Origin of the sequence: Geothrix alkalitolerans, assembly GCF_022808885.1 — a bacterium.
In the GTDB taxonomy this organism is placed as follows: domain Bacteria; phylum Acidobacteriota; class Holophagae; order Holophagales; family Holophagaceae; genus Geothrix; species Geothrix alkalitolerans.
This window is the reverse complement of sequence record NZ_JAKZLE010000005.1, coordinates 266678-279403: the sequence shown is the minus strand read 5'-3', so window position 1 is coordinate 279403 and position 12726 is coordinate 266678. Positions and strand designations below refer to the sequence as shown.

The window sequence follows — 12726 nt, the reverse complement described above, 5'->3', positions numbered from 1 at the left end:
CACTCGTCATCCACAACATCGGCTGGGGTGTCATGCTCGAAGATCGTCTCTTCGATTTTAAAATCACAGGCCACTATCGCTATCCCAAGGCCTAACCCGTAGCTCAACTCGGACCCCGCCTGCATTGCCTTCCGCTCTCTCTCAGTATTTCGCTATCCCGGCTCCGCTCATCGCCTCGGTGCAGGCGGGGCCGGTTAGCTTCATTCGTTAGGCAGCTCTGCACACCCCATAAGGAGTCGTCAGTTATGGCCAAATACTCGTTTCGCAAAGCAGCCCAGAGGCTTGGAATTGAAACACTCGGCGGAATTGGTACACGCTGGTGCGATCTCACCCCCGAAGGAGTCATGGCCCTGATGGCTCACAAGTCCTTCTTCACCAAATTCAAGACGGAATCGGGAATAATGGTTAAATATATTGATCCAGGGAACACTAACCTCAATAAAAAGCACCCGGCAAGATTAAGCCTGGATCTACTTGATAAATATTTCACGCCTGGTGCACCCATTTTGCTCATCGAAGCAGAATTCAAAACTGACGGCGCTGACTTCAGTGCTGCTGAATTCGATTACGCAACTGGGAAAGTCTTCCGTGCCACTTTCGAGGATTTTGATCGGCCTCAGGGCCGAATCGTTTGTCACATCCAATCCACCTTCAACATCTAGGTGCTGCCTAACCCACAGCTCAACTCGGACCCCGCCTGCATTGCCTTTCGCTCTCTCTCAAACTCTCGCTTCCCCGGCTCCGTTCAGCGCCTCGGTGCAGGCGGGGCCGGTTAGCCTCCTTCGTTAGGCGTCTCGCATGTACGCGCTCTGGCCCAAACAACCGATCTCCCTGCCATTAGGGCTCGTTGTCGTTGGTGCGCTCTCTGCCGTGGTCACGTTGGCCACTTCTTGGGTCAAAACACCACGAATCCAGGTAGATATCCTGTATGTTGCGCCTTTCGCCCTGTCTTGTCTTATCTATTGGTCGCCGGTTTGGTTCGGTGGTTATTCATCGCCTGGGTACTCCGCCTGGGGTCTGGCCTGCGTTATTCCATGGACAATCGCAGGCGTGGTTGCCTCAGGCATTGCCTCAGACTTGCGCTTGCGTAGGCTCAATTCAAAAACCGGAACCGACGCCTAACCCTTAGCTCAACTCGGACCCCGCCTGCATTGCCTTTCGCTCTCTCTCAACATTCCGCTACCTCGGCTCCGCTCAGCGCCTCGGTGCAGGCGGGTCCGGTTAGCTTCATTCGTTAGGCGTCACCCAAGAAACCAGAACACCATCGGGCTTCTATGGACAACCAATACACTCTTATCGACAAAACCATCCGAGATTGGGCGTCTCGCAACCAACTTGTGTTGCAGACTCACTATGCCGGCAGTAAGGCCCCAGAGTTCAGGTGCATTTACACCTCCAGTAAGCAGGGAGAATGTTGTCAAATCTGGATTGAGCCACCTTCTGACGAACGAGTTGAGGTTCATGCTGAGGATGTCGAATCTCGCCGAGATGAACCCATGCGATACGATTGGCAAACCTCTATCCAAGACCTTAATGAAACGCTAGAAACCGCTCTCCATCAGGTGAAAGAGTGGTTCAACCGCGACAATCCTGACTCTCACGCCTAACCCTCCGCTCAACTCGGACCCCGCCTGCATTGCCTTTCGCTCTCTCTCAGCTTCTCGCTTCCTCGGCTCCGCTCAGCGCCTCGGTGCAGGCGTGGCCGGTTAGCTTCATTCGTTAGGATCACGCACATGGAAATCCATCGATCGATTGCCCTGCTTGCGGCGGTTCAATCCATAACGCCATTGATTGGTCAATCAGCATGGAATTTCCCAGAACCGGTGCCAATTTCTACGTTTTGTGAATTCAATCAAATTGAATCCCTTATTGGCAAGAACGCAGATTTCTGGATGTTAGTTCTTTCCGGTAAAAAGCTATCGGCAATATATGTAACATGGGAATTTATACCCGGTATTTCAACTAAGGACGGCCCACAATTTACAGTTCACTATACCGAAGCCACCCTGCCAAGCCCTAAACAATCACTTCGGGAGCAATTTGTTATACGACATTCTAAAAACACGCTATCTTCGGATTATCACACAATTATTAATAAAACCTGGAAAACCATTCTCAAACATACTAAATATCCGGAACAAGAAATCACACACTCAGTAATGGATGGGTCCATTTATTATTTTGGATACCAACAAAAATATTATGGAATGAACTACGAGCCTGCCACTGGTGAAGCTTGGTTAATAAAAAACATCGGACTGGAGTTGATGAATTATGTAAAGGCAAACCCTGCGGACAAACCTGCTTCGCTTGAACGCATAAAGCGGCTCATCGATGAATCAGATCTAAAAGATGTATCTCATCCGTTGTCCGCCCCATGATCCTAACCTTGCGCTCAACTCGGACCCAACCGCACATGCCTTCCGCTCTCCCGTCTTGGTTGGGATTTCCGTTCCCCTCTCAACGTCCGGCTGCGGTTGGGCCGGTTACCTTCGATCGTTAGGCCTCTCATGGACGCCTCGATAACGCACTGTCCTGTCTGTGGGCATGGGCCATTTACCTCGGGCTATGCCTCAGCACAGGAACTTCGGTGGTCCTACGACATCTGCGAATGTTGCGGATGCGAGTACGGTTACGACGACAACGAACAGCATTACCAATCATGGGTCAACCAGGGCTGCCAGTGGTTCCACCCCGAGCGTAAGCCAGTAGACTGGCGGTTAGAATCCCAGCTTCCCCACATCATCAGGCCATGGCCCCCATCGGCCTAACCCTTAGCTCAACTCGGACCCCGCCTGCATTGCCTCCCGCTCTCTCACAGCTTCCCGCTTTCTCGGCTCCGTTCAGCACCTCGGTGCAGGCGGGTCCGGTTAGCCATGTTCGTTAGGCGTCCACCATGTTTTTAAAATCACCACCCAAAACAGTAAAAAACTTAGTGTTTCTCACTTTTTGGATTTATGGATATTCGCACCCTCCTAATTCATCAACTCAAGTCAAATCGAAGACCCTGCATTTTTCAAATTGCACTGAGAAGCCTTCCTCAAAGGAAGAATCAATTCAGTACCATTACGATTCAAACAAGCTAACAATTACACATATGAATGCATATCTTGAATGCTGTATTCGGGGCTCAGAGCTGATATTTAAAGCGCAGCCTTCAGGTGTCTTTCGAATTTCTGAAAATGAAATACACGAAACCATGGTGAAACCAGATGGTACCATTGTTCAAATTGACACCTCCTGTTGTTGCTATTACACAGTTGTTTATGAGATTACCAACATCAAAAGTGGCCGGTACGAGTTTGAAATTAAGCATCGGACTCCGGGGTCTCCCGCAAATGTCTCCATCGTGATTGACGAAGCCAAGGCGTCTTCTAACTTGATTCAAATTCGCCCAGTCCCTGTTCAGTTTTAACCAAATTCCTCCAAGCCCAACCGAACCTCTTCTTCAAGCCCGAATCCGCCTAACCCTTAGCTCAACTCGGACCCCGCCTGCATTTCCTTCCGCTCTCTCTCAACTTCTCGCTTCCTCGGCTCCGCTCAGCGCCTCGGCGCAGGCGGGGCCGGTTAGCCACATTCGTTAGGCCGCCTTCATGACTTGGCTGGATCCCAAAGAACATGCCCGTGAAGAGCTAGAAACTGCTCGTGAATGGCTCCATTCCCACGCAGCCCTAGCAAAGGCGTTCACTTCCAAGGTCTCTCAACCACACCCATTCGTATGGTTCGGCGAGGTAATGGAACTGGTCGCCACCAGTATCAATGAGGGTGATCCTCAAGCCATCAAGCTCGGCTGTTACTACCTCATCGACGATCCAAAGTGCCCCTTCGGTCGAATTTTCAAGCGTCGAGTCGCCAATGCCCTGCGCCGACACCATGATGAAATCCCAACCGAGTTCCGTCAGCCCTTGATCAACGCGCCACACAAATTCGATTCACACCCATTCACGCCTCACGAATACAAAGATTTGCTTCGGCTCTCCAAGGCTCTATCCCAGTCGGCCTAACCCCTAGCTCAACTCGGACCCCGCCTGCATTGCCTTTCGCTCTCTCTCAAGATCTCGCTTCCTCGGCTCCGCTCAGCGCCTCGGTGCAGGCGGGTCCGGTTAGCTTCATTCGTTAGGTGGCTCCACCTATGACCTATCAACCGACCAAGAAAACAATCAGATGGATGCTGCTCATTGCCTTGGTGCTTCTGATCCCGAGCACCTGCAACCACATCAAACCACCACTTGTCGTTGATGAAGTTTGGTCGGCCACCCAAGAACTGAAACGGATTTCTCTATGCAGTCTTGAACCTGGCAAAACTGTAGAGTTCAAAATCCGCCCTATGCCCAATGCCCTCTCCAGATTTTCAGGTCTTGGAGATCGCCATTTTCAGGCTTCTGTCGTTCTGAGTGGAACATCTTCATATATGCAGACGTGGGAAAAGGGCTCCATTCAAATTGAAATCAAGCGTGGGAACGAAATTGTTCCACCTCACGAAGTCTCTACACTGTTCTATGGGTACAGCCAAACCGTAAATGGCCCTACAGGATTATCTTTTGATCTTCAAGATGATCAGTTGTATTCAGTTTCCGTCCGTCTTCTTGATAAAGCCTACCCGCCAGGTTGTGATTTCGTATTCAAACCGAACTGGGATCACCCACTGCAAATCAAAGATTACGCGGTCGGAGCAATGATGAGCCCCTTGCTCGCCCGGATATGTGGTTGGTTGAACATAATTTCCATCATTCTCATCCTGGTTTCTATCCTGATATCAGGTCGCTTGAAACCGATAACTCCAGAGCCGTCGTAATCACATGAGCCACCTAACCCTCCGCTCAACTCGGACCCCGCCTGCATTGCCTTCCGCTCTCTCTCATCTTCCCGCTTCCTCGGCTCCGTTCAGCGCCTCGGCGCAGGCGGGGCCGGTTAGCTTCATTCGTTAGACCGCGAAACTCATGAATCACCTTCCCGTACTGTTCCCCGCCGTACTGATGGCCTTCAGCAGCCATTCGATGGCGAATCCTATTGATCAGGAGCTTGAAGCTACTCTCATCAAATTTGAACAGGCTTATTTGAGTAGGAATTTGGGAGCTTTCTCCAATCCCGGCAATAAGCCATTCAAGGTAACGATTGAACACTCGTTGATCGAATCGCCCGAAGGCGTTCAATCTCGCCGGTTCACATCCTTCAGTGACTTTGAATCCTGGCTACGGTCCAAGGAATATGGAGGCCATGAACCTGGTGAAGACCTTCTTCCCCTGCGTGAAGCCAGGTCCCGTTCACTTATTCGTTCAGGGATAATCGAATACGACAATCAAGGCATTTCTCACAACACCCTCTACCTCAGCCGAATTCGATTCACCCAAACGGGTCGCACTATTTCCATCGTCGAGGTAGTTCTCTATGACGGCGACTGATGGTCCGTCGCGGTCTAACCCTTAGCTCAACTCGGACCCCGCCTGCATTGCCTTCCGCTCTTTCTCTTCGTTCCGCTTCCTCGGCTTCGTTCAGCGCCTCGGTGCAGGCGGGTCCGGTTAGCTTCATTCGTTAGGCCTCCAGGGACTTCCTATGCATCGACTTTTCCTTTACGTCTCACTCGCACTTGCTCTTGGGTGTGCGCCAGCAACAACTCTTGGTTCGAACAGGGTTAAACAACCAATAACGGGCCCTTACGAGATTTCAAACCCTTCGATCAAAGTCAAGCTCCTTCCACCTGCTCCGCCTTACCCACGAGATGCCAAAATTGCCGGTATTAAGGGAGATGTGACTCTCAATGTAACTATCGATAAGAATGGAATCCCAATCTCGGTCAAGGCCGCAGCTGGTCCATTTGAATTGCGACCAACCGCAACGTTTTATGTTCAGAAAGTCGAGTTTTTCCCTTTTTTTGAAAATGGCTTGCCAATCGAAACATCGTTCCAATTTGTATTGCCCTTCAGGTTGCGATAGTAAAATCTTCGGCCTAACCCTCCGCTCAACTCGGACCCCGCCTGCATTGTCTTCCGCCCTCTCTCAACTTCCCGCTTCCTCGGCTTCGCTCAGTGCCTCGGTGCAGGCGGGTCCGGTTAGCTTCATTCGTTAGGCCCCAGTGATCATATGTCAGACCCAATCCTCTTTCCCGTACCTACATCAGTCGAAACATCGCGGCTGCTGCTGCGTCACTTTCGTTTAGAAGATGCGCCTGCCCTTCATGAGGCCTTAGTCGAGTCGATCGGCGAGCTTCGCAAGCATCTCTGGTTCCTTCCTTGGGTAGCAGAAGAACAGACACTACAGTCAGCTGAAATCCGCTGCCGAAAAGCTGAAGCCAATTTCCTCCTTCGCACAGATTTGCCATACCTAGCCTTTGAGAAAGCCACTGGTCGACTGGTTGCCTCTATCGGGTTGCACAGAATTGAATGGGATCTTCCTAAGACAGAGGTTGGCTACTGGGTCAGAAGCACTGAAACCGGTAAAGGTTTCGCTTCAGAAGGCGTTAATGCTCTAACGGCCTGGGCACTCAACGAACTTGGTGCAAAACGTGTAGAGCTGGTAGCAGATGAGAAAAACATAGGTTCCAGAGCAGTCGCCGAGCGCTGCGGTTTTCAACTCGAAGGAGTCCTCCACAATGTCATGCGGGCTCCCGATGGCGAGCTTCGTAATAGCTGTATTTATGCCAAGTTAACGTCACAGGCCTAACCCCTAGCTCAACTCGGACCCCGCCTGCATTGCCTTTCGCTCCCTCTCAACCTCCCGCTTCCTCGGCTTCGTTCTGCGCCTCGGTGCAGGCGGGGCCGGTTAGCTTCATTCGTTAGGTGCCACTCATGGCGACTCCAAAATACGCTGTGATTTATCGGTGGAGAATTCACCCAGAGAAAGAAGACCAATTCATTCAAGCCTGGTCACGGGTCACGCTTTTCTATCGCCAGAATCATGGCGCATTAGGCTCCAGGCTGCACCGAGGCCCTGATGACATCTGGTACGCCTATGCCCAATGGCCAGATGCCGAAACGCGCTCTCGGGCCTTTGCCATTTCAGGAGAACCCGAGGATCGGGCGCATCTTGAAGACGCTATCATCGAGCGCTTCCCGGAAATTGTTCTTTCACCAGTTGCGGATTTTCTCATCCTTCCAGGTGGCGCCTAACCCCTCGCTCAACTCGGACCCCGCCTGCGTTGTCCTTCGCCCCTCTCAACCTCATGCTTACCCGTCTCCGCTCATCGCCTCGGTGCAGGCGGGGCCGCTTAGTTTCTTTCGTTAGGCGTTCTCTCGGGAATTCCATGGCCCATCACATCATGTCAAAGCAGATTTTGGGCTTCCTTGGGTGGCTCTGTCTTTGTTTCGCTGCCGCGACACTCGGAGCCTTAGCTTCCGCTCAAGCAGGATCTTTCTACCAATCACTGGTTCGCCCACATTGGGCGCCGCCTGGATGGCTTTTTGGCCCGGCATGGACAGTGCTCTACATTCTCATGGCCATTTCCGCCTGGCTCATATGGCGAGAGAATGGATTTCGAAAGTCATGGCTCGCTCTCTCTTTGTTTATTGTTCAATTGACCGTAAACGCCTTATGGACCTGGCTATTTTTTGTTTGGCATTTAGGCGGCCTTGCCTTTGCGGAAATCCTTCTCCTGTGGCTGTTAATAATGACGACCTTTGTGATGTTCTGGCAACGAAACCGCCTTGCTGCCGCCTTGCTTCTTCCCTATTTGGCCTGGGTATCTTTCGCTTCTGCTCTTACCTGGGCAGTATGGAAAAGCAATCTCCATATCCTCGCCTAACCCCCAGTTCAACTCGGACGCCGACGGCATTGGCTTCCACTCTCTCTCAGCTTCTCGCCATCCCGGCTTCGCTCGTCGCCTCGGTGCAGGCGGGGCCGCTTAGCTTCATTCGTTAGGTCGCACCGAATCATCTAGCATCCGCGTCCCGGGGTCCAATGCTTCGTTATGCACTTGCCTGGATTCCAATGCTCGTGCTGGCCATTGCCAATGGCGCACTCAGGCAAGCTCTCTTTGCCAAGCTGGTGCCTGAGCTACAAGCCCATCAGCTTTCAACGCTCACGGGCTCAATTGTTATCGGAGGGTTTATCTGGCTCGTCATTAGAAAGTGGCCTCTATCCTCAAGCCGGCATGCACTCATGGTTGGTGGCATGTGGTTGGTGCTTACAGTCGCATTCGAGTTCTTCATGGGCTTGGTGCTTGCGGGTCGGCCAATCCGGCAGGTCCTATCCGATTACAACGTTTTGGCAGGTCGGGTTTGGGTTTTCTTCCTTATCTGGCTTGCTCTGGCGCCACGTCTCTTTCACAAACTCAACCAGCGGCCTAACCCTTAGTTCCACTCGGTCCCCGCCTGCGTTGCCCTTCGCTCTCTGTCAGCTTCTCGCTTTCTCGACTCCGCCCAGCGCCTCGGTGCAGGCGGGACCGGTTAGCTTCTTTCGTTAGACACTTTCGTTCCTTCACAACCTGTTTCTGGAGGGCTCGATGAATCAGACTGAAATAATCAAAGTCGGTCAACTCGAAATTAAATACTTAATCGATGGCGCCGCGAAGGGCACTATGGGTGTCTTCGAACTGCTCGTTCCTTCTGGTTCGAATGTTCCACCACCTCACAGCCACACATTAACTGAAGAGTGTGTTTATGTCCTTGAAGGAGTATTGAGATACTCCGTCGATAGCACGGTGAGAGATCTAGGGCCGGGTGAATGGATGCACACCCCCATGGGCTCGATTCATGGGTTTAGCAACCCTTCTGACACAACCGCACGCGCACTTATCGTACTGACCCCAGACATTGGGGCCCAATTCTTCCGTGATGTCGGCACTGTCGTAAATATCGGTGCACCCCCAAACCGGGCTGAACTTCTTGCGGTTATGTCACGTTATGGCCTCGTACCTGCGCCTCCACACGCCTAACCCCTAGCACCACTCGGACCCCGCCTGCATTGCCTTCCGCTCTATCTCGTCCTCTCGCTTCCTCGGCTTCGCTTGTCGCCACGGTGCAGGCGGGTCCGAGTAGCTTCATCGGTTAGGCATCTTAAGAAAGCGACCAAACAACATGCATCCCGTCGAGGCTCAAATCCACAAAGCAGACCAGGCCATCATGGCGGAAGATTTAGAAACACTCGGCAATATCTACACTGAGGATGCTGTTCTGGTTGTAAAGCCGGGCCTGAACGCGGTTGGGCGAATTCAGATACAGAAAGCCTTCGAGGCAATCGCAAACTACTTCCAGCACTCGTTGGTCGTCAGGCAAGCAGGCATGACCGTTCTTGAGGCAGGCGACACTGCGCTGGTGCTGGCCAAAACCATTGTCTCAGCTGCCAATCTTCCAGAGACTGAACGCAAAGCAACATATGTCTTCAAACGCACCGTTTCCGGCGAATGGCTTTGTTCTATCGACAACTCGTACGGCCATGACCTAATCGATTCCCACGATGCCTAACCCCTAGCTCAACTCGGACGCCGCCTGCATTGGCTTCCACTCTCTCTCAGCTACCCGTTTCCTCGGCTCCGCTTGTCGCTTCGATGCAGGCGTGTCCGGGTGACGCCAATGATTAGGCCACCCATGCTTCCCGAATCCTTCGCCATGATCGGTGCCATCGTCGGCTCGCTCGGCGGCCTCTATTACTTGTACGAAACCATCGTCGGCAAAACCCAGCCCAACCGCATCACGTGGCTGCTTTGGGGGATCTTCCCGATGATCATTTTCGTGGCGCAAAGGGCGCAGGATGTGAAGGGTTTATCGTGGGCGTCGTTTGCCGCCGGGTTCACGCCCCTGCTGATCGTTGCGGCGTCTTTCTTCAACAAGAAGGCCTATTGGAAAACCGAACCGCGCGACTACTACCTGATGGCAGCGGCCATCATCGGCATTGTCCTCTGGGCCATGACCGACAAGCCGAACCTGGCCATCCTGTTCTCGCTGCTGGCCGACCTGCTGGCGGGCATACCGACCCTCATCAAGTCGTATCGCCATCCCCATTCCGAGAGCTGGGTTGCCTACACAGTCAGCGCGCTCGGCTTCGGAATCAGCTTCCTGTCGATCCAGGCCCACACCTTTGAAAATACAGCGTTTGTCGCATATCTGTTCATCCTCAACGGCACCGTGGCTGTGCTGGCCTCACGAAGCCGCAAGCCTGAACGGGCCGCCAGCTCATTTCGTTGAGCTCGGCGCCAATATGACCCTCCCATCACTTCGTTCGACGGGCAGCCCATGAGCCACCGGATCCGATCGGCCAACCTGTCCGATGCCTCTGACATCGCGCGCCTCTCCGGCACGCTCGGATATCCCGCGGAGCGCGAGGAGATCGCCCGGCGGCTGACCTTGCTGTTGCCCAATCCTTCTCACCTGGTGCTCGTGGCAGAACCGCTCCAAGGCCGCGGCCTCCTCGGCTGGCTGGCCGCGGAGCGTCGCGTCACCCTTGAATCGGGAACCAAGTTTGAGATCGTGGGCCTGGTCGTGGACATGACGGCCCGACGGTCCGGGATCGGCAAGGCGCTGGTCGAAGCCGCTGAACAGTGGGTCCTGGATCAGTCGGGAACGGGCCTCGGTGTCAGGTCGAATGTCCTGCGGCCCGAGTCTCACGGGTTCTACGAGTCGCTCGGCTACCTCCGCAGGAAGACCCAGCACGTCTACCTCAAGAGCCTGCGGGACTGACCCTGGCCACCCTGGACCCGATCGGCACGGCCTTCCGCATCCGTTCTCGCCTGGGCAGAATGATGCAGCGATCCCCATATCCGTGGCTGCTCTTTCCCACCCGGGGCTTCCACGCGTTTTTTCTTCCGCCATTCATGGAGCCGTGATGAGCCTGGAAACCAAGTGCGCCTGCGTGATGCTGCTGGCCCTGCCCTTGATGGGACAGGTGGCCGCCCGGCAGGGAACCGTGGCGGATGTGCGTCAGAGCGAGTTCTCGTCCCCGATGGTCCTCGAGCTGCCGATGGATAGGCTCAATGTCGCGGAGCCCGCGAACATGTACTCGTTCACGGACCAGGGGACATTTGTCTGCGATGACGTGTCCCTTCCCCTGGTCGTGGTGAAGAAGACCGTGAATGACAAGGCCAAGCAGGTGGAGCTGAAGATCCAGTCCACGGCCTACGTGCGCCCCTCCTTCGACCGGAAGGTGGTCCTGCGCTATTCGGTCCTCCGCTCCGGACAGCCGCTGGCGGCCTTCACGGAGCAGGAGATCTCGGCCAAGGAGAAGAAATACAGGTCCGACAGCTCCACCCTGGTGATGTCCAAGGACGAGTTCGACAGCCTCTTCCAGGGTGGAAGCCACGGGGTGCTCAAGATCGTCATGGTCGTCACGCCGGATCGATGATGCGGCCTTAGACAGGCCCCGGCAGCGCCTTGGCGGCCGCGAACAGGCGCCGAGGGATTCGAGTCCCCTATCGCCGTCTTTCCTCGGCCTCGGCGTCCTCTTCCTCTTCTTCCTCCTCGATGGAGGCCAGGGACACGGGGTTGCCCCGAAGATCCAGGGGCGAGCCATCGCCCGGGATGAAGATCTCGTGGTCCGCGTCCCAGCGCCCCCGCAGGTCGTCGCCATCCGTGAAGAACCTGGCCTCCTCGGCCTCGGGAAACACGGCGACCCACCTTGCCTGGGTTCCGTGCTGCTCGTAGGCGATGAGGACCCACCAGGCCTCGCCGCGGGCCTCCGTGGTCTCGAGGGTTTCCATGAGCGTGTACGGCGGCGGGAAGGCCTGGCCGCGCATCTCATCCAGATCCCGGATCACCCTGGTGCGCAGCATGACCACCTCCTCGGCCTGTCCCGTGACGAAGAAGAAGGACGATCATAACTCCGAGCGGGAAGGGCCGGATGCCGGATTTTCCTGTCCGTGCGCGAGGCGCGGACGGGCTCGTCTTCTGCCATCGGAACATTCATCTTGCGGGGGAAACTCAGACCATGACGGAGGAGCCGGTCGAATCCCTGGGAAGGTGGCGGACCCGTCCCTGGAACCTGATCCTGGGTCTGGCGCCGGAGCCATGCGGAGGTGCCCATGAAGCCTGCTTCCTTCCTTGCCACGGCCTTTCTCGGAATCGTCGCCCTGGCCCACCTGGTGCGGGTGATCCTCGGGCTGGAGGTCCAGATCGGCGGGACCCTCATCCCCGCCTGGATGAGCCTGGCGGCGTTCCTGTTCTGCGGAGCCCTGGCGACGATGCTGTACCGGGAAAGCCGCGCAGGTTGACCGCAGATGGATCGCGGGTCGACCATGGACGGCATCCATCACCAAGCTCTGCCATGGGGGTTCCCCTGATCATCAGGCCCGAAACAGCGGCTGACATTCCCGCCATCGATCGAATCAATCTGGAAGCCTTCCAGAACCACCCCTACAGCCGCCAGACAGAGCACCTCATCGTCCGGGCCTTGCGGGCTTCCGGCGCCCTCACCCTATCCCTCGTGGCCGAACGGGAGGGTCAGGTGGTGGGCCATATCGCCTTCTCCCCGGCCCTCATCCAGGGCGAAGACCTCGGCTGGTACACGCTCGGCCCCGTGGCTGTCCTGCCTTCCCACCAGAGGCAGGGCATCGGCGCATCGCTCATCAGGGCCGGCCTGGATGGCCTCCGCTCCCCCGGGGCGAACGGCTGCCTGCTCGTCGGCGATCCGGCCTACTACATCCGTTTCGGCTTCAGGCACGTCCCTTCGCTCCGCATCCACGAGGTGCCTCCGGAATATGTCCTGTGCCTTCCCTTCACCGCGGACCTCCCGAGTGGGCTCGTCACGCATCACCCGGCCTTCTTCACCACGGCCACCAGGGCCTGACCCTCCGCCCGCCAG

General features: G+C 55.2%; 19 protein-coding genes. 18 read left to right on the top strand and 1 reads right to left on the bottom strand.

What is annotated here, in order from left to right:
• Positions 1-8 precede the first annotated feature (8 nt).
• From MLJ35_RS16260 to MLJ35_RS11810, 16 genes are all read left to right on the top strand, one after another.
• Positions 9-95, top strand: coding sequence for a DUF1287 domain-containing protein (locus tag MLJ35_RS16260; protein WP_420843043.1), 87 nt, complete (start codon positions 9-11; stop codon positions 93-95).
• A gap of 150 nt (positions 96-245) precedes the next feature.
• Entirely contained in the window at positions 246-662 is a 417-nt protein-coding gene (locus MLJ35_RS11870) for a hypothetical protein (protein WP_243384523.1), read from the top strand.
• 1071 nt (positions 663-1733) lie between these two features.
• Positions 1734-2381, top strand: a complete 648-nt coding sequence (locus MLJ35_RS11865; protein ID WP_243384522.1) for a hypothetical protein — start codon at positions 1734-1736, stop codon at positions 2379-2381.
• A gap of 1212 nt (positions 2382-3593) precedes the next feature.
• Positions 3594-4004 carry a hypothetical protein gene (locus MLJ35_RS11860; protein ID WP_243384521.1) on the top strand — a complete coding sequence of 137 codons (411 nt, stop codon included), beginning with the start codon at positions 3594-3596 and terminating at the stop codon, positions 4002-4004.
• Positions 4005-4168: 164 nt separating this feature from the next.
• Positions 4169-4795 carry a hypothetical protein gene (locus tag MLJ35_RS11855; protein WP_243384520.1) on the top strand — a complete coding sequence of 209 codons (627 nt, stop codon included), beginning with the start codon at positions 4169-4171 and terminating at the stop codon, positions 4793-4795.
• 145 nt (positions 4796-4940) lie between these two features.
• Complete coding sequence (locus MLJ35_RS11850; RefSeq protein WP_243384519.1) at positions 4941-5402, top strand: hypothetical protein; 462 nt, start codon at positions 4941-4943, stop codon at positions 5400-5402.
• A gap of 151 nt (positions 5403-5553) precedes the next feature.
• On the top strand, positions 5554-5934 hold the full coding sequence (locus MLJ35_RS16255; RefSeq protein WP_420843039.1) for an energy transducer TonB: 381 nt from the start codon (positions 5554-5556) through the stop codon (positions 5932-5934).
• A gap of 147 nt (positions 5935-6081) precedes the next feature.
• A complete protein-coding gene (locus MLJ35_RS11845) occupies positions 6082-6660 on the top strand; it encodes a GNAT family N-acetyltransferase (RefSeq protein ID WP_243384518.1) in 579 nt (192 codons plus the stop codon).
• A 125-nt stretch (positions 6661-6785) separates the two neighbouring features.
• Entirely contained in the window at positions 6786-7106 is a 321-nt protein-coding gene (locus MLJ35_RS11840) for an antibiotic biosynthesis monooxygenase family protein (RefSeq protein WP_243384517.1), read from the top strand.
• Positions 7107-7240: 134 nt separating this feature from the next.
• Positions 7241-7738: a TspO/MBR family protein gene (locus MLJ35_RS11835; protein WP_243384516.1), complete on the top strand. Its 498-nt coding sequence runs from the start codon at positions 7241-7243 to the stop codon at positions 7736-7738.
• A gap of 185 nt (positions 7739-7923) precedes the next feature.
• Positions 7924-8289 carry a hypothetical protein gene (locus tag MLJ35_RS11830; protein WP_243384515.1) on the top strand — a complete coding sequence of 122 codons (366 nt, stop codon included), beginning with the start codon at positions 7924-7926 and terminating at the stop codon, positions 8287-8289.
• A gap of 148 nt (positions 8290-8437) precedes the next feature.
• Positions 8438-8869 carry a cupin domain-containing protein gene (locus tag MLJ35_RS16250; protein ID WP_420843038.1) on the top strand — a complete coding sequence of 144 codons (432 nt, stop codon included), beginning with the start codon at positions 8438-8440 and terminating at the stop codon, positions 8867-8869.
• 142 nt (positions 8870-9011) lie between these two features.
• Positions 9012-9398, top strand: coding sequence for a YybH family protein (locus MLJ35_RS11825; RefSeq protein ID WP_243384514.1), 387 nt, complete (start codon positions 9012-9014; stop codon positions 9396-9398).
• Positions 9399-9521: 123 nt separating this feature from the next.
• Positions 9522-10118 (top strand): hypothetical protein, encoded by a 597-nt coding sequence (locus MLJ35_RS11820; protein WP_243384513.1) that lies wholly within the window; start codon positions 9522-9524, stop codon positions 10116-10118.
• 48 nt (positions 10119-10166) lie between these two features.
• Positions 10167-10610: a GNAT family N-acetyltransferase gene (locus MLJ35_RS11815; RefSeq protein WP_243384512.1), complete on the top strand. Its 444-nt coding sequence runs from the start codon at positions 10167-10169 to the stop codon at positions 10608-10610.
• Positions 10611-10755: 145 nt separating this feature from the next.
• Positions 10756-11271 carry a hypothetical protein gene (locus MLJ35_RS11810; protein WP_243323536.1) on the top strand — a complete coding sequence of 172 codons (516 nt, stop codon included), beginning with the start codon at positions 10756-10758 and terminating at the stop codon, positions 11269-11271.
• 67 nt (positions 11272-11338) lie between these two features.
• Here MLJ35_RS11810 and MLJ35_RS11805 read toward each other — a convergent pair whose 3' ends face one another.
• Positions 11339-11698 carry a hypothetical protein gene (locus tag MLJ35_RS11805; protein ID WP_243384511.1) on the bottom strand — a complete coding sequence of 120 codons (360 nt, stop codon included), beginning with the start codon at positions 11696-11698 and terminating at the stop codon, positions 11339-11341.
• 249 nt (positions 11699-11947) lie between these two features.
• Between MLJ35_RS11805 and MLJ35_RS11800 the strand changes: the two genes are divergently transcribed.
• A complete protein-coding gene (locus MLJ35_RS11800; protein WP_243384510.1) occupies positions 11948-12136 on the top strand; it encodes a hypothetical protein in 189 nt (62 codons plus the stop codon).
• Between the two features lie 65 nt (positions 12137-12201).
• Positions 12202-12711: a GNAT family N-acetyltransferase gene (locus tag MLJ35_RS11795; protein WP_420843042.1), complete on the top strand. Its 510-nt coding sequence runs from the start codon at positions 12202-12204 to the stop codon at positions 12709-12711.
• The last annotated feature ends 15 nt before the right edge of the window (positions 12712-12726 follow it).